The sequence below is a fragment of the Streptomyces sp. NPDC002265 genome, from assembly GCF_040296125.1.
GTDB lineage: Bacteria > Actinomycetota > Actinomycetes > Streptomycetales > Streptomycetaceae > Streptomyces.
Window position 1 is genome coordinate 1 of sequence record NZ_JBEOWS010000073.1, and the last position, 21,112, is coordinate 21,112.

Annotated in this window: 20 protein-coding genes; 12 read left to right on the forward strand and 8 right to left on the reverse strand. The window is 69.0% G+C overall.

The annotated features are described in order from the left end of the window. Nucleotides 1–35: 35 nt before the first annotated feature. Nucleotides 36–872, reverse strand: coding sequence for an alpha/beta fold hydrolase (locus ABT085_RS15690; RefSeq protein ID WP_351606983.1), 837 nt, complete (start codon nt 870–872; stop codon nt 36–38). Nucleotides 873–1,465: 593 nt separating this feature from the next. On the opposite strand from ABT085_RS15690, the gene ABT085_RS15695 reads away from it, so the two are divergent. From ABT085_RS15695 to ABT085_RS15720, 6 genes are all read left to right on the forward strand, one after another. Then, nucleotides 1,466–2,647 carry an MFS transporter gene (locus tag ABT085_RS15695; protein ID WP_502982739.1) on the forward strand — a complete coding sequence of 394 codons (1,182 nt, stop codon included), beginning with the start codon at nt 1,466–1,468 and terminating at the stop codon, nt 2,645–2,647. Nucleotides 2,648–2,758: 111 nt separating this feature from the next. After that, complete coding sequence (locus ABT085_RS15700) at nt 2,759–2,914, forward strand: LuxR C-terminal-related transcriptional regulator (protein WP_502982735.1); 156 nt, start codon at nt 2,759–2,761, stop codon at nt 2,912–2,914. A 119-nt stretch (nt 2,915–3,033) separates the two neighbouring features. Further along, nucleotides 3,034–5,787 carry an ATP-binding protein gene (locus tag ABT085_RS15705; protein WP_351606988.1) on the forward strand — a complete coding sequence of 918 codons (2,754 nt, stop codon included), beginning with the start codon at nt 3,034–3,036 and terminating at the stop codon, nt 5,785–5,787. Nucleotides 5,788–5,870: 83 nt separating this feature from the next. Next, the gene (locus ABT085_RS15710; protein WP_351606991.1) at nt 5,871–6,635 is read left to right on the forward strand and encodes an alpha/beta hydrolase; all 765 of its coding nucleotides are present in this window, start codon (nt 5,871–5,873) and stop codon (nt 6,633–6,635) included. Nucleotides 6,636–6,716: 81 nt separating this feature from the next. Then, a complete protein-coding gene (locus ABT085_RS15715; protein ID WP_351606993.1) occupies nt 6,717–7,970 on the forward strand; it encodes a sugar ABC transporter substrate-binding protein in 1,254 nt (417 codons plus the stop codon). Nucleotides 7,971–8,240: 270 nt separating this feature from the next. After that, nucleotides 8,241–9,230: an AraC-like ligand-binding domain-containing protein gene (locus tag ABT085_RS15720; RefSeq protein WP_351606995.1), complete on the forward strand. Its 990-nt coding sequence runs from the start codon at nt 8,241–8,243 to the stop codon at nt 9,228–9,230. An 85-nt stretch (nt 9,231–9,315) separates the two neighbouring features. Here the strand turns inward: ABT085_RS15720 and ABT085_RS15725 are convergent, their stop codons facing one another. After that, nucleotides 9,316–9,462 (reverse strand): hypothetical protein, encoded by a 147-nt coding sequence (locus ABT085_RS15725; protein WP_351606998.1) that lies wholly within the window; start codon nt 9,460–9,462, stop codon nt 9,316–9,318. A gap of 442 nt (nt 9,463–9,904) precedes the next feature. Here ABT085_RS15725 and ABT085_RS15730 point away from each other — a divergent pair, with 442 nt between their 5' ends. Beyond that, nucleotides 9,905–10,876 (forward strand): alpha/beta hydrolase, encoded by a 972-nt coding sequence (locus ABT085_RS15730; protein ID WP_351607000.1) that lies wholly within the window; start codon nt 9,905–9,907, stop codon nt 10,874–10,876. Between the two features lie 188 nt (nt 10,877–11,064). Here the strand turns inward: ABT085_RS15730 and ABT085_RS15735 are convergent, their stop codons facing one another. Next, nucleotides 11,065–11,667, reverse strand: coding sequence for an FAD-dependent oxidoreductase (locus ABT085_RS15735; protein WP_351607002.1), 603 nt, complete (start codon nt 11,665–11,667; stop codon nt 11,065–11,067). Nucleotides 11,668–11,909: 242 nt separating this feature from the next. On the opposite strand from ABT085_RS15735, the gene ABT085_RS15740 reads away from it, so the two are divergent. From ABT085_RS15740 to ABT085_RS15750, 3 genes are all read left to right on the forward strand, one after another. Beyond that, nucleotides 11,910–12,488 (forward strand): Dps family protein, encoded by a 579-nt coding sequence (locus ABT085_RS15740; protein WP_351607005.1) that lies wholly within the window; start codon nt 11,910–11,912, stop codon nt 12,486–12,488. Nucleotides 12,489–12,646: 158 nt separating this feature from the next. Continuing rightward, the gene (locus ABT085_RS15745; RefSeq protein WP_351607008.1) at nt 12,647–13,516 is read left to right on the forward strand and encodes a LysR family transcriptional regulator; all 870 of its coding nucleotides are present in this window, start codon (nt 12,647–12,649) and stop codon (nt 13,514–13,516) included. A 611-nt stretch (nt 13,517–14,127) separates the two neighbouring features. Continuing rightward, nucleotides 14,128–14,403: a WhiB family transcriptional regulator gene (locus tag ABT085_RS15750; protein WP_351607011.1), complete on the forward strand. Its 276-nt coding sequence runs from the start codon at nt 14,128–14,130 to the stop codon at nt 14,401–14,403. A 772-nt stretch (nt 14,404–15,175) separates the two neighbouring features. Here ABT085_RS15750 and ABT085_RS15755 read toward each other — a convergent pair. Continuing rightward, nucleotides 15,176–15,868 carry an alpha/beta fold hydrolase gene (locus tag ABT085_RS15755; protein ID WP_351607013.1) on the reverse strand — a complete coding sequence of 231 codons (693 nt, stop codon included), beginning with the start codon at nt 15,866–15,868 and terminating at the stop codon, nt 15,176–15,178. A gap of 364 nt (nt 15,869–16,232) precedes the next feature. Then, nucleotides 16,233–17,267: a quinone oxidoreductase family protein gene (locus tag ABT085_RS15760; RefSeq protein WP_351607060.1), complete on the reverse strand. Its 1,035-nt coding sequence runs from the start codon at nt 17,265–17,267 to the stop codon at nt 16,233–16,235. Between the two features lie 260 nt (nt 17,268–17,527). Here ABT085_RS15760 and ABT085_RS15765 point away from each other — a divergent pair, with 260 nt between their 5' ends. Then, nucleotides 17,528–17,752, forward strand: a complete 225-nt coding sequence (locus tag ABT085_RS15765) for a hypothetical protein (RefSeq protein WP_351607015.1) — start codon at nt 17,528–17,530, stop codon at nt 17,750–17,752. 500 nt (nt 17,753–18,252) lie between these two features. Here the strand turns inward: ABT085_RS15765 and ABT085_RS15770 are convergent, their stop codons facing one another. Beyond that, complete coding sequence (locus tag ABT085_RS15770) at nt 18,253–18,582, reverse strand: winged helix-turn-helix transcriptional regulator (RefSeq protein ID WP_351607018.1); 330 nt, start codon at nt 18,580–18,582, stop codon at nt 18,253–18,255. A 255-nt stretch (nt 18,583–18,837) separates the two neighbouring features. Here ABT085_RS15770 and ABT085_RS15775 point away from each other — a divergent pair, with 255 nt between their 5' ends. After that, entirely contained in the window at nt 18,838–19,944 is a 1,107-nt protein-coding gene (locus ABT085_RS15775; RefSeq protein ID WP_351607062.1) for a Gfo/Idh/MocA family protein, read from the forward strand. 283 nt (nt 19,945–20,227) lie between these two features. On the opposite strand, the gene ABT085_RS46695 is transcribed toward ABT085_RS15775, so the two are convergent. Both ABT085_RS46695 and ABT085_RS15785 read right to left on the reverse strand, forming a co-directional pair. Then, a complete protein-coding gene (locus tag ABT085_RS46695) occupies nt 20,228–20,590 on the reverse strand; it encodes a DUF1348 family protein (protein WP_502982736.1) in 363 nt (120 codons plus the stop codon). Continuing rightward, nucleotides 20,547–21,083, reverse strand: a complete 537-nt coding sequence (locus ABT085_RS15785; RefSeq protein ID WP_351607020.1) for a CGNR zinc finger domain-containing protein — start codon at nt 21,081–21,083, stop codon at nt 20,547–20,549. The genes ABT085_RS46695 and ABT085_RS15785 overlap by 44 nt, the downstream gene beginning before the upstream one ends. Nucleotides 21,084–21,112: the final 29 nt, after the last annotated feature.

Below are 21,112 nucleotides of genomic sequence, written 5' to 3' on the forward strand. Positions count from 1 at the left end.
GATCCGCAGGCCCGTCGCGCGGGCCTGCGGCCGGGTCACTTGCCCAGGAAGGCGAGGAGCGCGGAGTTGACCTCTTCCGCATGAGTCCACAGCAGCCCGTGCGGGGCGCCCTCGATCTCCACGTAGTCGGCGGACGGCAGCGCCTTGTGGAAGGGGCGCGCGGTCCCCTCGACGGGGAGGATCCGGTCGCCCGTGCCGTGCAGGATCAGGGCCGGTACGTCGATGGCCGGGATGTCGTCCCGGAAGTCGGTGTACCAGGTCGACGGCGCGGCGGCCGCGGCGAAGAAGCCACCACCCGCCGCGACGTTCCAGCTGTTGCGTACGGCCTCCTCGCTGATCCTGGTACCGAGGTTCTCGTCGAGGTTGTAGAAGTCCTTATAGAAATTGGTGTAGTACGCGTAGCGGTCCGCCTTGACGGTCGCGACGATGCCGTCGAAGAACTCCTTGGGGGCGACCCCGTCGGGGTTGTCGTCCGTCTTGAGCAGGCAGGGCTCCAGCGAGGCCAGGAAGGCGACCTTGGAGACACGGGCGGTGCCGTGGGCGGACACGTAGCGGGCGACCTCGCCGGTGCCCATCGAGAAGCCGACCAGGACGGCGTCCCGCAGGTCGAGGGTCTCCATGACCGTGTTCAGGTCCGCCGCGAAGGTGTCGTAGTCGTAGCCGGTCGTCGGCTGGCTCGACTGCCCGAAACCCCGGCGGTCATAGGTGATCACGCGGTAGCCCGCGTCCAGCAGCACGGCGCTCTGCCGCTCCCAGGAGTGGCCGTCGAGCGGGAATCCGTGGATGAGGACGACCGGCTGCCCGCTGCCGTGGTCCTCGTAGTAGAGATCGATGGTGGTGGAGTTTTCCTGACCCACGGTGATGTACGGCAAGGTCTCGTTCCTTCGTCCGGAGTGACTGGCGCGCGACATTCGCCGCACGGCATGTCAGCACGCTAAGGCGAACGTTCCGCCCCTTGTTGTCCACGAGCGCACCGCTCATTGCCTGGAAGCGCCCGAACGGAAACGTGTCTCGACACGCTGCACGCGAGGCTCTTCGAAAGCACCCGTCGTCGGCAGTTCTCGCGGGCGCGGACGGACCACTGGTGACGCACCGGCAGACAGCACGCCTCCGCCGGCCGCCCCTGAGGTGCTGTCCACGTCTGCGGTCCATCGCCGGCTCGGCCGCCGCGAGCGCCGGTCGCTTCTGCCGCCGCGGGCGGGCCCCGGGCCACCGGCGGTACGACTCTGCGGGGCCTATCTCTGATGGAGATGGCTGACATCCCGAACCATCGCCTCGGATGGGGAAGCACCGGGGTCGGACCGACGCTTGTGCCTGTGTGACGGCATCGAGGAAGCTGCCGGCCACCCACAGCACGTCCATCTACGCCGGCCTTCCGGCGTGCCCCGTCAAGAAGGTGCACATGTCCGCCTCGTCCGATCTCCAGAGCTCGCGCCGGCCGGCAACCCCGGCGGCCCCTCAGGGCGTGCCGGGTTGGCTGGTCGCGCTCCTGGCCGTCGCCTCCGGCATGACCGTCGCCAACCTCTACTACGCCCAGCCACTGCTGTCCTCGCTGAGCGGTGTCTTCCACACCGGCACGGCCACCGTCGGCACACTGATCACGCTGACCCAGGTCGGCTACGTGATCGGCATGCTCTTCCTGGTCCCGCTCGGCGACCGGCTGGAGAAGCGGAACCTGATCACCGTCCTGCTGACCGTCACGACGCTCGCCCTCGTGGCGGCGGGACTCGCCACCAGCTTCCCCATGCTGCTGATCGCCTCGCTGGTCAGCGGCGCCACCTCAGTCGTCGCCCAGATCCTGGTGCCCTTCGCCGCCGGCCTCGCTCCCGACCACACCCGCGGCCGCATCGTCGGCCGGGTGATGAGCGGCCTGCTCACCGGCATCCTGCTCTCCCGCACGGTGAGCAGTCTGGTCTCGGACCTCGCCGGCTGGCGTGTCGTCTTCCTCGGCTCGGCCGCCCTGATGGCCGTGCTCGCCATGGCCCTGCGCGCGGCCCTGCCCCGGCACGCGCCGACCACCACCATCCCGTACCACCACGTGCTGCGCTCCACGGTCCGGCTGGTGCGCACGCACCCGGTACTACTGCGCCGTGGCCTCTACCAAGCGGCGATGTTCGGCGCCTTCAGTGCGTTCTGGACCACGGTCTCCTTCCTCCTGACCGGTCCCCGCTTCCACTATTCCCCGGTCGGGGTCGGCGTGTTCGCCCTCGTCGGCGCGGCCGGTGCGGCCGTCGCCCCGTTCGCCGGGCACTGGGCCGACCGGGGGCTCGTACGCCCCATGACCGGCATCGCCTTCGTGGTCGCCGCCCTGGCCTTCGTGCTCGCCGGGTTCGGCGGACACAGCGTCGTACTGATCGCCCTGGCCGCGATCCTCATCGACACGGCGGTGCAGACCACCCTCATCCTGAGCCAGCACACCGTCTACCAGCTCGACCCCGCTGCCCGCGCCCGCCTCAACAGCGCTTTCATCGCCCTGTTCTTCGTCGGCGGCGCGGTCGGCTCGCAACTCGGCTCCGTCGTGTATCACACCGGAGGCTGGATCGCCCTGACCGCCCTCGGCGCCGCTCTCCCCTTCATGGCTCTCCTCTACTGGACCACAGAGCGCCGACAGCGGGCGGCGGCGAAGCCGGGTACGGCGAGCCTGTGATGCCGGCCGGCATCAGGGCGAAGCGGCGGGCGGCCCGCAACCCGCGGCTGCCGACCCTGGCGGCGGGCCGGAGCCGACCGCCCCGGAGCGCAGGCCGCGCTGCTCCGGCTGGTGGCCGAAGGCCTCACGAACCGGCAGGTCACGCGCTGTCTCGCGGTCCCATCGCACACCGTAAGCTCGCACCTGTGGTACGCGCTCACCAAGCTCAACATCGCCTCCCGGGTCGGACTCGCCCGCCTGAAAGCCGCCCGCGAACACGCGGAGTGACCGCTTCGCATGCCACGCTCTCGGGAGAAGGGATCCACTGCCGAACGGTGCGGCCATTCATCGGCGTCGGACCGGTCCTGGCTCCGGCCGGCGACTGCGGGCCGGAAGGGGCGTAAGGGGTGGGGTCGGGCGAATCGCTGACCCGTAGCGGTCTGCGCGGCCGAGAGGCCGAACTCGAAGAACTTCAAGCACTGATCGCCTCTGTGGCCCGCACCGGAAGCAGCGGGTTGGCCCTGATCCAGGGGGAACCGGGCATCGGCAAGACCACGCTGCTCGCCGAGACCGTCACCAGGGCCGAGGCGGCGGGATTCTCCGTCGGCCTCGGCAAGGCCGACGAGCTGCACCACATTGTGCCCCTCTCATCGTTGGCGGCCTGCGTCCTGCACGGCGACCAGCCGCTGCTGTCCGACGACGCCTTCGCCGATCTCGCGCGGAATCAGGATCAGCGGATCTGGCTGGTGGAGCGCCTCGCGGAGGCGATCGAAGGCAGAGCCTGCAGTGCGCCGGTGCTGATCGGCCTGGACGACGCGCAGTGGGCCGATCCGCTGAGCCGGTTCGCCCTGAAGCAGCTCCCGGCACGCCTGAGGACCTCGCCGGTCCTGTGGATGCTGGCCGGGCGACCGGATCCCGCCGGGCCGGCGGAAGAGATCGTCGCGGCTGCGGCCGGCGGACTTCCGGCGGTCACTGTGCCCTTGGGGCCGCTGTCCGGCGCGGCCATCCGCCAGCTGGCCGCCGACACCTTGGGAGCGGCCGTCGACGAGCGGGTACGGCACCTGCTCGACGGGGCCGGAGGGAACCCGTTTCTCGCGGTCGAGATGCTCGCGGGACTGGACGGCACCGAGGTCTCGGGGGAACTCGTGCCCTCGACGCTCGTGCTGGGTGTGCGCGGCAGACTCAAATCCCTTCAGCCGAGCACCCTGCGCTTCCTTCAGATGGGAGCCGTGCTGGGGCGCAGGTTCGGCTTCCACGACGCCGCCGCGCTGTACGGCCGACCGCCCGCCTCGTTGATCTCGGCGCTCGAGGAGGCGGTGCGCTCCGGACTTCTGGACGACGACGGCGACCAGTTGGTCTTCCGACATGACCTGCTGCGCCAGGCCGTCTACGTCGACGTCCCGCCATCGGCACGGAAGGCTCTGCATCGGGAGGCTGCCGGCCACCTCGTGGCCGCGGGCCACCAGCCGATCGACGCGGTGCCGCACATCCTCAGGGGCGCTCTGCCCGGAGACGAGGAGGCCGTGGCGCTGCTGCGGCGAGCCGCCGAGAGTGTGCTGCCGGTCACGCCGGGGCTCGCGGCCGACCTGATGACGCGTGCGCTCGAACTGGTGCCGCCCGCACGGCCGCTGAGGTTCGAGGTGGGTGAGCAGGCGATCCTCTGCCTGACCCGAGCCGGCAGGAGTCGAGAGGCGCTGTCGATCGGTGACCGACTGCTGGCCTGCCGGCCGTCGCTGGAGGTGTTCAGCCGGCTGCAGGCCGCCCTCGGTGCGACGCTGTGGAACCTGGATCTCGCCGATGAGCTGCGCCGCCGGGCCGAATCGGCCCTCGCCGCCGGAGGCGCCGCTCCGGAGGCCGGGGCGAGGCTGGCCGCCCTGCGGGCGCTGGCTCTGTCCCGGGGGCAGGATCTCGCCGCGGCCCGTGAGGCCGGGGAAGCCGCGCTGCGGGCCGCCACCGCGATCGGTGACCGGGAGGCGCACGTGCTGGCCCTGTCCGGGCTCGGCGAGATCGCACAGAACGCGGGTGACAACGCCATCGCTCTGGAGCGCTTCGCTGCGCTCAGCACCATCGATTCCGCATTCCTTCCCGAAGAGATCGTCGCGCACCTGCACATGGACGGCTTCGCGTCCGGCGGACGACTGCTCCTGCAAGCAGCCGACAACGCCGGGACGATGCGTCAGGCGATGATGCTGTGGGCGCAGGGCCAGCACGATCTGGGGCTCGGCCGGCTCGACGACGCCGACGCCGACCTCACGACCGTGGAGCGTCTGGAAGACGACGTACAGGTACCCGTCCAGCAGGTGAACGCTCGCGTGATCCGCTCCCGGATCGCCCTGCTGCGCGGCGACCGGGAAGCAGCACGGGAACACCTGGCCGCGGCGCGGGTAAAACTGGTGGCCAAACCGAACCCGGGCAACACGGCCGCGGTGCGCTTCCTGGAAGCCGTCCACGCCGAGGCCGACGGAGACATCGGGCTTGCCGTCGACAAGATCCGGCAGGTGCAGCGAGAAGGTGACTTCATGCGTTGGCGGCTGTTGCGCGACTGGGTCGACTCCGCGATACGCATGGCCCTGCGCGGTGCGGATCAGGAGCTCGCCGAGGACCTGGCCGCACAGGCCGGGGCACACGCCGAACGCAACCCCGCCACCCCGACCGCCACGGGCATCGCGGCCCAGGCCCTTGGGCTCGCCAAGAACGATCTCGCCCTCCTCGAACACGCTGTAGCACTGCTCGAGGCAAGCCCGCGCCCGCTGGTCCGCGCCGCAGCGTACGCCGATCTCGGACAGGCACTCCTCGCAGCGGGCCGAGAACCTCAGGCAGCGGCCGCCCTGACCCAGGCTCACGCCATGTTCGCCGAGTCAGGCGCCCACGCCGCGGCGGCCCGCCTGCGGCCCGGCCGGGACGGCGCCGGGGCCGGCAGCGGAAGGGCGGTGACCAAGCAGCGCCCCGTCCAGGGATGGGGCGCCCTCACGGCCTCGGAGAAGAAGGTCGCGCGCCTGATCGCCGAGGGCCACACCAACCGGTCGGCCGCCGACATGCTCGTCGTCTCCCCGCATACCGTCAACACACACCTGACCTCCGCCTTCCGCAAACTGGCGGTGAACTCCCGGGTCCAGCTCGCCAACATGGTCATGGCCATGCCCGACGCTGACCGGTCCTGAGGATGATTGGTACGTTCACGCGATGCCCCTCCGCGCCTGAACCCACTTGGCTGGGACAGCGAACTCGATCGGAGGGCACTGCCATGCCACCTGTCCCCCCACCGCCGACCATCGTGCTCGTGCACGGGGCGTTCACCGACGCCTCGTCCTGGGCGGGGGTCATCAGCCTCCTTCACGCTGCCGGTTCGACCGTGCGCGCCCCGGCGAATCCGCTGCGCGGCCTGACGCAGGACGCTGCCTACATCAGGAGCGTGGTGCGCGACATCGGGGTCCCTGTGGTGCTGGTCGGCCACGGCTACGGCGGCGCGGTCATCACGCACGCCGCCACCGACGCCGACAACGTCGTGGCACTGTGCTATGTCGCGGCGTTCGGCCTCGACACCGGCGAGTGCGTCCTGGACATCACAAGCCGGTTTCCCTCCATGCCGGCGGCCGACGCGACCTTCGCCACCGACCTACCGGCGCAGGTTCCCGGCGGCCCGGACAGCGAGCTCTACATCAGTGAGGAACGGTTCCCGCAGGTGTACGCCGCCGACCTGCCGCCCCAACTGAACAAGGTGATGTCCGTGGCGCAACGCCCGATCGCCCACAGCGCGCTGACCGGCAGAGCCGGCGAGCCGGCATGGGCTTCAAAGCCGTCCTGGTACGCCATCGCGACCGCAGACCGGATGGTCAACCCCATCGCTCAGCGCTTCATGGCACAACGCATGGCGGCCACCGAGCACCTGCTGGACGGCTCACACGCCGTTGTACTGTCGCAGCCCGACGCCGTGGTGGCGATGATCCGGGAAGCCGCCGGGCAGGACCCCGGTCGCGGCGACGGCAACGAGCTCCAACAGCCCGTCTGAGCAGGGCAAAGAGGTGGTCGCACGTCTTCGTGCAGAGCCCTATAGCATGCGTGGGAGACGTCCCTCGGCAAAGGCACCAACATGATCTCACTGGCCAGACGGCCGACGCGGCGGATGGACGCCGTCCTGACCGGAACCATCGCCCTGGCACTGGCCGCCACCGGGTGTGGTGGCCGAACCGGCACCGGGTCCGCCACCAGCGAGGTCACGTCCATCACTGCGCTCGACTACTACACCGACAAATCCGAACACAGCCAATGGGGCGAGATACTCACCGCCTGCGGCAGGACCGCCGGCGTAAAGGTCGAGCAGACGAGCGTTCCGGCGGCGTCGCTCATCCCCAAGGTCCTGCGGCAGGCGTCGTCGCGGACGCTTCCCGACCTGTTGATGCTGGACAACCCCGACCTGCAACAGATCGCGCAGACCGGCGTGCTGACCCCCCTGGACCAGTACGGCATCGACTCCAGCGGCTTCGCCAAGGGCATCCTGTCAGCGGGCACCTACCAGGGAAAGGTGTACGGGCTCGCGCCCGATGTCAGCACGGTCGCCCTCTTCTACAACAAGGACATGCTTGCCAAGGCCGGTGTCGCCGTGCCGAGGAGCTGGGACGAGCTGAAGACCGCTGCGGCCGAGCTGACCCGTCCCGGGCGCTATGGCATGGCGGTCGACGCGAACGCCACTTTCGAGGGCAGCTGGCAGTTCCTGCCCTTCCTGTGGTCCAACGGCGGGGACGAGAGGCAACTGGACACCCCACAAGCCGCGCAGGCACTCCAGCTGTGGGTTGACCTGGTGAAGAGCGGATCCATGTCGAAGTCGGTGCTGAACTGGACGCAGGCCGACGTCCACGACCAGTTCGCCACCGGAAAGACAGCCATGATGCTCAACGGTCCGTGGCGGATCCCGGCCCTGAACAAGGACGAGAACCTGCACTGGGAAGTGGCCCCCATCCCCGTTCCCCGGACCGGGCAGACCCCGGTCACGCCGCTCGGCGGTGAGGTGTGGACGGTTCCGCACAACCCATCCGAGGCACGGCAGGAGAAGGCCGCCCAGGTCCTCGCCTGCCTGAACGACTCCTCCAGCATGCTCACCCTGGCCGAGCAGCACTACACCGTGCCCTCCCGCTCCACCGTGGCCTCCCGGTACGCCGAACAGGTCCCGTCGATGGCTGCCTTCGTCAAGAGCGTGGAATCGGCGCGCCCCCGTACCGGCAAGCTCGGCGTGGAGTGGCCCAAGGCGGCGACCGGGATACACACCGCGATCCAGTCCGCGCTGACGGGCGAGCAGACACCGGAGGAAGCCCTCAGGCATGCCCAGCAGATCGCGACCGGCAACTGACCCCTGCCCGGGCGCGTTTCTGCTGTTCTTCGGCTGCCGATCACCCTGGGCATCTGCCAGTACATCGGTGCCCATACCAACCAGTGCAACGCCATCATGGCCAGCACAGTCATGGCGTCCGTCACTCCCGGCCGATCTAGCGGATTCACGCGATGTGCCGGGCCCGGGCCGGCTGGCACGGTGGCCCGGAAGGAACGGCGGGTCTTCGGTGATCGGGCTGCCCGGTGACCGGATCCGAACCGCCTGTCGATGACGTTCTCAAGGGGCCCCATGTCCGTCGTCCTGTCCACCGCAGAGCTGTCCGCAGCCGACCGCAGCGAGCGCTGGCATGAAGCGGTGTCCCAGACGTTCGTACCGCTCGATGTCAATATCCTTGAGGCAGATCCGTCACCAGGGAGGATCGTCACCCACCAACTGGGCGCCACACAGGTGTCGGACGTCCAGGCCGGCTCTCAAGAGGTGACGCGCAGCAAGCGCCTGATAGCCAGGGACGGGAAGGAATACCTCATCCTCACGCTTCAGCGCAGCGGAAGCGCCGTCAAGGAGCAGGACGGGAGAGAGTGCCTGATAGAGCCGGGAAACTTCTCCATCTCTGATTCGTCTCGCGTGTTCAGAAAGAAAGTTGAGGGCGATTTCCGCTTCACCTCCTTTCAATTCCCTCGAAAGGAGCTCCGCGTGCGGGACGAAGACCTGCACGCGTCGACTGCGAGTGCGTTCTCGGGTCGTGACGGAGGTGCCGCACTGGTGGCGACCTATTTCGCGCGCATGGCACGCGAGGCAGCGGGCTTCGACGAATGCGTCGGCCGCCAGTTCGTCGCCACCGGGCTCGACCTGCTGGCACTGGTCATCAACGAGCGGCGCGGCCGCTTCAGGCCTCAGGCTCCTGAAACCGCCACAGCCATGATGGTGCGAGTGAAGGACCACATCTTGCAGAACCTCTCCGACCCACACCTGTCACCCGCCGCGATCGCCACCGCTCACTTCATTTCGGTGCGCTACCTGCACAAGCTGTTCCAGCTGGAGGGAACCACCGTCGGGGAGTGGATCCGGACGGAGCGACTGGAGCGGTGCCGTCGGGATCTCCTGCGGTCCCCGGCTCTGGGACTCGGGGTGGCGACCATCGCCCGACGCTGGGGGTTCGTGAGCCCCAGTCATTTCAGCCGTGTTTTCCGTGCCGCTTACGGCATGTCACCTCGCGACTGGCAGATTCACGGCCTGTCCGGTGAACAGCGCACGGTTGGCCCCGACCATTCAGCGTAATTGCGTCAGGTGGCGGCTTGACAGCAAGACTGTGCGGCTTTTCTGCAAGGACGCAGGTGTCGTGTGCGGCTTTGGTGAAGGGTCGTCACCGACAACCGTGATGACACCGGGCGCGGATGGCGATCGCCTCGGCCTGCGGACGGACCGGGTCTCCGGTGTGGATCTTCGCGTTGCGGGCGACCAGGCCCGCGGCGTTGTCGGTGGCGCGGGGAACCAGCCCACCGACGGGCATCGTGGACACCTTTCGACAGCCTCCTGCGGGATGAACGGCGTCGATGGCGATTGCGTCGGCATCGACTTCCATGTGCGTGAACAGCGGCGCAAGGAGACCATCGGAGGACGCGCAATTACCGCGCCCCAGCCTTGACCGATCCGCTCTCCGGGCGACAACTCCGCGCGCCGCAAAGGCCCGGACCCGGCGACTCTCGACTGATGTGCCGTCACCCCATTTCGAGCCGAAGCGTCGATGTACCCCAGCAGTGCACTGGATACGTTCCGACAGTGCACCGCCTTTCCCTGCGCTGTCGGGACAGCTCCGGTGCGCTCGTGGACAATTCCCGCCGCCTGTGCGCGCCTAGCATCGCGATTGGCGACTCCACGGACCTCTGTGCCTGCCTGGAGCCGCCTCACCTCGCCGGAGAGACCGGCGCACCACATGAACCCGGGAGATTCACATGTCCGACGCCGTCGTACCGGTCCAGCCGGTCCTGGAGTCCGCCGCGGCCACGTTCGCCGCGGCCACGGCCAACCCGCCCTACCTCTTCGACCTGCCCCCGGCCGAAGGCCGCAAGGCGGTCGACGAGGTGCAGTCCGGCGAGATCGAGAAGCCGGCGGTCGACGAGGAGTGGATAACCGTCCCGGGTGGTCCGACAGGCAGTGTCCGGGCCCGCATCGTCAAGCCTGCCGGCGCCGAGGGCGTCCTGCCGGTGATCCTCTACATCCACGGCGCGGGCTGGGTGTTCGGCAACGCCCACACCCACGACCGTCTGGTGCGTGAGCTCGCCGTCGGCGCGGGCGCCGCCGTGGTATTCCCCGAGTACGACCTGTCCCCCGAGGTCCGCTACCCGGTCGCCATCGAGCAGAACTACACGGTCGCCAAGTGGGTCGTCGAGCAGGGCTCGTCCAAGAACCTGGACGGCTCCCGGCTGGCCGTGGCCGGCGACTCCGTCGGCGGCAACATGACCGCCGCGCTCACCCTGATGGCCAAGGAGCGCGGCGGGATTCCGCTGGTCCAGCAAGTGCTGTTCTACCCGGTGACCGACGCGAGCTTCGACACCGGCTCCTACCACCAGTTCGCCACCGGGTACTTCCTGCGCCGCGACGGCATGCAGTGGTTCTGGGACCAGTACACGACCGACGAGGCCGAGCGCGCCCAGATCACCGCGTCCCCGCTGCGCGCCACCACCGAGCAGCTCACCGGCCTGCCCCCGGCCCTGGTCATCACCGGCGAGGCCGACGTCCTCCGCGACGAGGGCGAGGCCTACGCCAACAAGCTGCGCGAGGCCTGCGTCCCGGTCACCGCCGTGCGCTTCCAGGGCGTCATCCACGACTTCGTGATGCTCAACGCGCTGCGCGAGACCCATGCCGCCGAGGCCGCCATCACGCTGGCCACCGGTGTCCTGCGCACGGCGCTCCACGCGGGCTGACACCGCGCACCGCGCTCACCTCCGTCCCGGCCGAAGGAGATGGTCGATCTGATCGGTACGGCGCTACGAACGACGGGCTGACAAGGCGACAGACGGCATCGCGGCCGCGCGGAGAGACTTCCTGTACGGGGTCCGACCGCGCGGCCCTTTCGTCTTGGCCCGACCCGGGATCACGCCGTGGCGCCTGGTCACCGGCGGGGCACCGTGAACACCGTGCCCAGGGCCGTCATGAGCACACCGGCGAGCAGCGCGGGTGCCGATGACCCGGCGGCCGGAAGGACCCCGGCCGCGGCGACGGGGAACGAAATCTGGTCCAGTACGGCGTTCCCTCCAGACCCGGCACCGGGGGGGGGATCCGGGGGTCGGGTGCCGGTGGCCAGCACGACACCACTCCGGGCCTCGAAGGTGCGGTCGCCGACCGTCACACGGCGCGGCCCGGCGAGGCGCCCCGTCCCCCGGACGAGCCGACCGCCTTTGGCCGTGAAGCGGTCTGCGACCACCTTGTCGTTCCAGTCGTCGGTGGCCTTGTCACGGATCCGTCCGGCGACCCTGACCCAGTCCGGCGTCACGACCGCTTCACCGGCGAGGGCGGACGCCCGCCCCACCTCGGCGGGCAGGCTCCCGGCCCGGATCATCATCTTGCTGGGCGCGCACCTCCGGTACGGACACTCGCCTCCGACGAGTTCCGGCTCGATCCCCACCACGTCCGGTCCCGCTTCGGCCGGCGTGCCGGCGACGTACTCGCCGCCCGGCCCCGGCCCGACGACCACCACATCCGTCTGCTCGTTCACGCTCACGCCTCTCCTCGTGCCGCCGGCTCTCCGGGCATGACTGTGCCGCTGACGCTGGAGCGGCCGGCGGGGGACCCGAGTCCGTAGGCGCACGGATGCTTGCCCGAGAGCGGACACCGAGGACAGGAACCGGCAATGTGCGCTGGTGGGCGCCACCGCATGCGCTACCGGTCAAGACATCCCCCCACCGGGCACCTAGCGTCACCGGGGTACACACAGCACGGCACCGCAGGAGGCGGACCATGACCACCGACTTGCCAACCTCGCACAGCAGCCAGCCCCGGCTGCACCAGAAGGGCGAAGTGATCCAGAAGTTCGGGACCGTCAAGCAGTTCCCCATCGCCCTCACCCACGACGCGCGGATGTACTCCTGCCAGCGCCTGAACCAGGTCCTCGCGGACACGCAGATCCTCTACGGCCTCTACAAGAAACATCACTGGCTGATGCGCGGTGCGACCTTCTACCAGCTGCATCTGGTCCTGGACAAGCACGCGAGCGAACAGCTCGACATCGTCGACACCCTCGCCGAACGCGTCCAGTCCCTGGGCGGTGTCGCGGTGGGAGACCCGCGGCACGTCGCCGAGATCACCTCGATCCCGCGTCCCCCGGACGGCGTGGAGGAGGTACCTGCCATGCTTTCCCGGCTGCTGGAGGCCCACGAGACGATCCTCGTCGACGCACATGACGCGACCGCCCGGACCGCCGAGTACGGGGACGACGGCACCATCGACCTGCTGGTGTCCCAGGTGATCCGGACCGGCGAACGGCAGGCGTGGTTCATGGCCGAGCATCTGGTCGACACGCCGCTGGTCCGCGCCTGAGGAAAGCCGCGGCCTCGGTCCGTCCTACGTGAGCCGGGCACCTGCCACGGCATGAACCGGCGCACACGCAGGAGGCCCCATCGCCCGCATACGATGCAGGCAGGATCGAGGCCCGTCGCCTTCGCGCCGGTCGGAGCGCTGCTTGCAGGGAGCGGATGATGGATCTGCGGCAGATGGAGGTCGTCGTCGCGGTGGCGGACACGGGCGGCTTCACGGCGGCGGCACGACGGCTGCACGTGGTCCAGTCCGCCGTGTCCGGCACGGTCCGTGCCCTCGAACGCGAACTGGGCACGCCCTTGTTCGACCGCACCACGCACCGCGTCGCCCTCACTCCGGCCGGCGAGGCGTTCGTCCCCGCCGCACGCGCGACGCTCCGCGCCGCCGAACTGGCGCGGGAGGCCGTCGATGCCGTACGAGGGCAGCTGCGCGGGCGGGTGACGGTCGGCACGATGCAGGGGGTATGGGCGGGACTCCACCACGCCTTGGCCGCGCTGCGTGCGGAGCATCCCGGCGTGGTCGTGCAACTGCGACAGGCGGCCGTCGCCGACATCCGGCAGGCGCTGCGTGAGGGCACGGTGGATCTGGCCGTGGTGGCGCTCGACCGCCAACAGCAGCGCGGGCTCACGACCCGGCTGCTCTCCCGTGAGGACATGGTGCTGCTGGCGGCGCCCCGGCGGGTGCTCGCCGGAGCGACACCGAACGGCGAGGTCCGGCTCGCCGACATCGCCCGGTTGCCGCTGGTGGACTTCACACCCGGCTGGGCCATCCGCTACGCGGTCGACCGGGCCTTCCGGGCGGCAGGCGTCGACCACGGCACGACGTTCGAGGTGAACGACATCGGCGCGGCAGCCGAACTGGTCCGCAACGACCTGGGCGTCTGCATCATGCCCAAGTCCATTGCGGACCGCTTCCCCGATCTGCCCCAATACCGGTTCGACCGGCACGCCCCGAATTGGCAGATCATGGTGGTACGGCCTCCCGGCGAGGCACCGCCGGCGGTCGCCGCGCTGCTGCGGCACATCACCTGACGGCAACTCGTCGCGTCGACGTACGACTTGGAATTCTGCACCTCCGCTCCACGGGCCAGGGCAGACGTGGAGAGCGCGATGTGACCACTTCCCGTACACGCGCAGCCATCCCGGCCACCCAGGGGACTCCTACCGTTCGAGAATGCGCTGCTCGCCCGCTGTCGGACGTCCCGGATGTGGGCCGAGTACAACGAGGGCACCGGCGATGCGAGGGCGACGGCGAAGCGCGGCAAGGCATTTGAGGAGGCGAACGATGTCTGTCGGGTCCGTCAGGCCGATACGGTGTCTGACTACCGTGGCCCGCAGGTACCGACCCAGCCGGTCCGGGACGCTTGAGCAACTTCACCGGTGGACGGTCGCGGTCCCACGGTCCTGGTCGCCCTCGTCACATGGGCCAGCCAGGGCCGTTGGCTCCTCGTACACGGCCAACGGCCCCCCGGAACGGGAATTCGGGGGACCGTCAGCATCTCGGGGCCAGGTGATCCCCGAGTTGATTCCACGCACAGAGCCTGTTGAGGAGGCCCTGATGATCTTCAGGATTCCACAGCACCCACTCGACTTCATCCAAGACGTCGATGAGGCGCTGAGTTTCGGCCAGGTGGGAGGACGACATGGACTGGCGTCATGACGCGGTCTGCCGCGACGAGGACCCGGACCTGTTCTTCCCCGTCGGCGACACCGGCTTGACGCTGCTGCAGAGTGAGGAGGCCAAGGCAGTCTGTTGCCGCTGCCCCGTGATCGAGCAGTGTCTGCGGTGGGCGTTGAAGACCGGCCAGGACTTTGGAGTCTGGGGTGGCCTCAGCGAGAGGGAACGGCGCTCGATGAGCCTTTCCGCGCGCGGCCTGTACTGCCCGTCGTCGACCGGCCCGCTGAACATGGGCTCGTGATCGGTGGAGTACGCAGGAGGCACCGGCTCGCTGCACACGACGAACCCCCAGGGAGGTATCCCCCGGGGGGTTCCGTGAGCTGCGTGGGCGCAAGCTGACCGCGCCGACGAAGGCCGCCGGCATCCTCAACCCTGACCATGACGCGCTTGCGATGCAAACACCGCCCCAGACGCCGACACAGGTTCAGCCGGACGCAGCAGGCCCCGGGCGAACGACTGTCGCCCTGTCCGACGGCGACGGGCCGCGCTGCGCCAACGCAGGCGACCGATCACCACCACCTCAGACACCAGCCGCCCTTCCGTTCGGCCGCCCGCCCGCCGACGCCCGCCCGACAGGCAAACCAGAGCACCACCACGCATTACGGCACAGTGACCTGCAGTAACAAGATGTGACACAGCTTCTCGCCGTGCCGGACGGCCACCAGGTGATCACACCCACCCCGCGCTGCCGCGCCCCGGACCTGGGCGCGAGGGTCCCGTGGGCAGACGCGGTGGACTTGCTCAGCTCGGTGAGTCCGGCCGTCTCCGCAGTGGACGATCTCGCTGACGCTCAGGGAAGGCGCTCGATGTGGAACACGCATGAGAATCGCCCCTGGGGCCGCGGCGTCGCCACGCAGCGCTGATACGGCGTTTCTGTGGTGCATCCACCATGGAGAGACTGGCCGCCTCAGGGGCGGGTACCGCACCTCAGCAGCGCCGCGCGGACTCCGAAATGCTTCCCGACTGCCGACCACGGTTCCCCGACGGCGGCGGCAGGGGGCATTCCAGCCGGATCAGTCGAGGATCGCGAGGGCGATCGTCTCTGCCAGCTCGCTCGGCATCGACAGAAACGCAGAGTGCCCCGACGGCAGCTGGTAGGTCTTGCCCGACCGCGCCGCCATCCCCTGCTGGAACGCCAGCGGGAGTGCGTTGTCCAGTTCGCAGGCGATGTACCGGGATTCCACGTTCTTCCAGGACGTGGCGGTCAGCGGCTCGCTGAAGGACTTGATGCTCTGCGCCACGAGCCGATCGGCCGCCCAGGCGGCATCCTCGTCCGTAACCCCGTTGTAGAAGTACTCCCGGTGCTCGGCGTTCGGGGGCAGGGTGCCGGTGTCACCGACCGGAAGGGCGCCGCCGGACTGGTTGCCCAGCGAGTCGCCCTCCTCCAGCTGGAACGCGGCCAGGTAGATCAGGCGGGAGACGTTGTCCGCGTCGGCGGCCGCCTCCGTCGCGGGGATTCCTCCGTAGGAATGCGCGACAACGGCCACGGGCCCGGGGATCGCGGCGAGCTTCTGGCGGATGACGCGGGCGTCGTCGTACATGCCGGCTGGCTGCCCGGCCTCCGCCGAAGCGCTCGGGAGGTCCACTGTCGCCACGGCCCACCCTCGCGCCTTGAGCTCCGGAACCAGCTTGTCCCAGCACCATGCACCGTGCCAGGCCCCATGAACCAACAAAATGGTGGGCTGACTGTAGTTGTGAGCAGACATGCGTCTTCCCCTCGGGTCGTCATTACCTGACGAATTCCATGAATTCGACTGAAAGGATCCGCGCCAGTCGTCGTCCGGCAGGCTTCACGGAGTAAATGCTGCGCCACATTGGTCGCGCACCCTTCCAACATTCATGACATTAGAGAGTTGCGCGCGCAAATGAAATGCTCAGGAGTCCACGAATTGTGCGTACACGTTACCCTCGGTTCGGCAAATGCAGCCGCTGATCAGACTTACCGTTCTTCCGGCCCGAAGAAGGCGGTTCGGCCGGATCACGACGGGCGGACCGGCGTCGCATGGCGGGTGGAGAGATCACCGAAGGGATACAGCGCCGGTTCCCCGGCACGCACCCGGGTGAACTCCGTCATTCCGGGGTGATCCGCACGACGGACTTTCCTGCGGCAGGCGCGGTCTGTTGAGCGATCATCCCGGGCACCTCCCAGAAGTCGTAGACACGGCCCACCGGTGTGCTGAGCACACCTCTGTCCGCCAGATCCGCCAGACGCTCCCATACGACCGCTTCATCTGCCGCGCTGCCGGGAGCGGCCAGGACGCCCACGGCCGAGTAGTTGCGGAGCAGCATGTCCATGGGATCCAGCGTCACGGGCTTCCCGCTGGCCACACCGATGAGCACCACTCGCCCGTTGCGCGCGATCGCTTCCAGCGCCGTGGAGGCCATGCCGCCGCCCACCGGGTCGAAGATGACGTCCGCTCCCCGGCCACCGGTGATCTCCTTGACCCGCGCGGGAAGATCGTCGGACCGATGATTCACGACGTGGTCGGCACCATGACGTGTGCAGAAGTCCAGCTTCTCCTGGCTGCCGGCAACAGCGATCACTGTTGCCCCGAGCGCCTTGCCGAGCTGCACGGCGGCCCCACCACTGCTGCCGGCGGCCCCCAGCACCAGGAGCACCTGATCGGCTTCGAGCGGGGCGCGGTCGATCAGACCGGCGTATGCCGTGCGAAACGCGATCGGGAATCCGCCGGCCTCCTCCGTGCTCATACGCGCCGGGATCCGGACGGTGGACTCCTCCCGCAGATACGTGTATTCGGCGTAGCCGCCCCAACCCTCGATGAATCCTGTGATGCCGGTCACTTGATCCCCCACCGAGAACCGCGAGCCGGACGGCACGGCGACAACCTCGCCGGCGGCCTCCTCGCCGAGACCGAAGGGCGGATCGCCCAGCAGCGGGAAATGGCCTGCGACCATCATCGCGTCCGGATATCCCGCCCCGGCCGCTCGCACACGGACCAGCACCTGCCCTGGTTCGGGCTCGGGCCAGGTCATCTGCTGGAGCTCGATGGAGTCCACCGGCGAACCGAACCTCACCAACCGCCACGCTCGACCAGAAAACACTTCGCGATCACCCCTCTTTATCGGCCTTTCCAGCGTCAGCATCACATGGCACCGATACCTTCTTCACCAATTCCATTCGTAAAGTCAGATATCCGGACGCACGGACATGAGAACCGGAGCCGCGCGCATGTCCGGGAAGATCGTCGCCAGCGCTCACCACCCCCGGCTTCCGGCTCTCGCAGCCGTTCCGCACCCTTCCGACTGTTGCTCGCCCAGGTTCACAGACCTGCCGACCCGCATCGCGCATGCCACCCTCCGCACCACGGGCCACCTGATCGAGGCCGTCGGCGGGGGCTCAGGGCTTGGACCTGGCCGCCAATAGTCACTTCCCAGGCCAGGCCCGGATCGAGTTCACCGCGCCGCATCCCGATGCCCGGCCGGACACGTCGGAGGACCGGGAGGAGGTTACGGAGACAATGCGTGCGGAGGTCGCGAAGGCCATCGCGCAGGATCTGCCGGCGACCTCGGAGAACGACACCCAAGGGCTCCGCATCGCGCATCTGGAGGCACTGCATGCGGCTCCGTAGGGTGACCGCCCATGTACGCAGCCTCGGCGACCTCGTCGATGTCGTACTGCCGGCTCTGAAGTCGAAAGGGGCCGCATCCGCGTCTCCTAGACCGCCGCTGCACACGGGGAACGGTGATGACGCCCCCGCCGTCCGGCGACCGCGAACAGCGAGCAGCACCTCGGTCGCAATGGGTGCACATCCATCGGCGCCGCGAACAGCGGGGGATGAGCAGCGCCGAACTGGCCCGGGCACAGGCTTGAACGAGGCGACGCCGTCCCAGTTGGAGGTCGGCCGAGGTAATCCGACCATCGAGACGCTCGACGCGCTCGCGGTCGCCCTGATCAGGAGCGGGCATTCGACCGCTCCGTGGAGTATCTGTGCGTAGCGGCGACGCAGTTCCCTATGGTTTTCGTCAAACCGATGACGGTGATGTGGTCGCGCCAGAGCCGCCCTGCCGCCGCGCCTTACGCGCGGATCACCCTCTCAAGGAAGTGGGACCGACGCGGCCGCCTGCCAGGTCACGCCTCCCGCTCGTCGAACTCCGCACGCGATGAACCGATCTCCTCCGCGTGAGCTTCGGCCCACCCTGCGAGATCGCGAAGCACTACCAGCAGCGACCGTCCGCGCCGGGTCAGCGCGTAGTCGACGCGCGGCGGAGAGGTGGGGTGCACGGTGCGGCTCACCAGTCCGTCCCGCTCCAGACCGCGCAGCGTGGCGCTGAGCATCCGCTGAGTGATGGGGCTGACCAACCGCCGCAACTCGTTGAACCGGTAGGTCGATTCGCCCAACTGGCACACCACGGCGACGCTCCACTTGTCGCCGACCCGTTCCAGCACACTGCGGATCAAGGGGCGGGACTCCTCTCGGCAGTTCGGCGATCCAGCTGCACGGACACGAGGCTCATCCACGACCGTCACCGCCACGGTTCCCTCCGGGATACCTGGGCACCTGAAAGTGCCTTCTTGTTCGGCTTCTCCCCCTATGTGAGGCTCGGTGGTGCCTGTACCGCTATGCCAGACGAATCACCTGCCTCTCCCCCACTCTATGAGCTCGGCGAGAGCATCGGAGGCGTAGCGGAATCCCCCCATCGCATGAGGAGAACCATGACAAAGATCGGCGTCGGCATCATCGGAGCCAGCCCCCACGGCTGGGCGGCGATAGGTCACGTGCCCGCCCTTCAGGCTTTGTCCGACTACGAGCTCCGTGCGATCAGCACCACCAGGCGCGAGTCCGCAGAAGCAGCGGCCAGGAAGTTCGGCGTCACGAACGCCTTTGACAACCACCACGACCTGATCGCCCACCCCGGCGTGGATCTGGTGGTCGTGGCGGTGAAGGTCAGCCATCACAACGCCCTGGTGTCCGCAGCCCTGGAGGCGGGCAAGGCCGTATACAGCGAGTGGCCGCTCGGCGTCGACATGGACGAGGCCACGGCTCTGGCGGACCGTGCCCGCGCAGCCGGGGTGCACACGATCATCGGACTGCAGGGGCGCTTCGCTCCTGCAGTCCGTCACGCCGCCCACCTGATCGCCGACGGCTACGTGGGCAAGGTGCTGGGCACGACACTGGTCGGATCGGGTGTCGCCTGGGGCGGTGAGACAGACCGCTCACACGCGTACATCTTCGACGAAGGCAGCGGCGCCGCCACCCTCGAGGTTCCGGTCATGCACGCCCTGGACGCCCTGAACTCCGTACTCGGGGAATTCGACGAAGTGTCTGCCCATTTGGTCCGGGGCCGCACCGAAGTCCGCCTCACCGACGAGAACGTCACGATTCCGGTCACCGCGCCCGACCAGGTGTCCGTCACCGGCACACTGCGCAGCGGCGCGGCCGCCTCGATCTTCTACAGGGGAGCCCACTCGCGCGGAGACAACCTGCGCTGGGAGATCAACGGCACCGACGGCGATCTGGTGCTGACCGCTCCCGGCATCAACGGCAATCTGCAGGTGGCCGACCTGCGCCTGGAAGGTGCGCGCGGCAGCGATGCTGCCGTCACGCCGATCGACATTCCCGGCCGCTACTTCGACGGGGTGCCTGGCGGCCTCGTGGGCCCCGCGCACAACGTCGCGCAGGTCTATGCCGCTCTGGCCATCGATCTCCGCGAGGGAACCCGGACAGTACCGGGCTTCGACCACGCGCTCGTGCAGCACCGCCTGCTCGACACCATCAAGCAGGCATCACGGTCCCGCACCGGGCGGTCGCTCACGAGCTGACGGCACCTCGCCGAGACATGTCTGTGGGGCCCCGATCCGGTGGGCCCCACAGGCGCTGCGCCGGCTCGGGGCATAGGTGCGGACGTATTCCGCTGGCCATCCCGCCTTGCGCCCGGCGCTCCCCCAACGACACATTTCGGATGCTCGTCTCGTTTTGCGAACTTCCTGTGCGGGTGGCCCGTACGCGCCACCCGGAACGGAAGCCACCATGCCGACTCTCCCGCCCCGGCCTCCGGGCCGCCCCCTCCGCACGCTGACCGCTACGGCACCAGTGGCGCGCCGCTCATGGTCCTTTCGAATGCGCTTCCACTTCCGCGAGCAACGAGATCCTCATCCTTTCTCGTATCCCCAGTTCCCGCGCCCGCTTGCGGGTCAGGAATGCGACGACCGAGGCACGGCCGGTGACGAACTCGGCCCGGTTTCGCCGGCGTGAGTCCTCGGTGTACACCAGTGACACGTTCATTGGATCTCGGGTTTTCCACCCGTCCGCGGCCATGCCGACCTCTTCCCTGGCTGTCTCCCGCGTCAAGAGCGGCAGCGAAGGGGGCGACGCGTGCGTTCTCCTCGACAGGAGTGCGGCACGGGCCGCGCGAGCGAAGTGCTCAGTTCTCCTTCGAACGGGCGTAATGGCGGGACGCCTTGGCACGGTTGCCGCAGGACGCCATGGAGCACCAGCGGCGGGTGCCGTTGCGTGAGGTGTCGAAGAAGTGCAGGACGCACGACTCGTGTGCGCAGCCCCGGATCCGGTCGGGAGCCGTGGCGAGCAGGCCGAGGTAGTCGCGGGTGGCGAGCCAGGCCGGACCCCAGGAGGAATCGTCGAACTCCGGCCGCTCGCCGGGACCCTCGGCGGTCAGGGTGGCGCGGATACGGCCGTGCTCAAGGACGGCGTCGACCGGTGCCACTCCCGCGCCAGGCGGTCCGTCCACAGCCGCCGCCAGGGCGTCGCGGGCCTCAAGGGTGTGCCGCAGAGTCGGCGCGTCGGCCGTGAAGCGGCGATCCAGCCCGGTCGCGGCCAGCCAGACGGCGAGGCCGTCGGTCGCTGTGAGCAGATCCTGCGCCGCCCCGTCCTGCATCCAGCGTGTGTTGAGCAGGTCGAGGGCGAGCGGCTCGCCGGTGAGGGGGCGGGGGTCGGCAGACATGTGCGGCTCCTTCACTGCTAACCACTGAA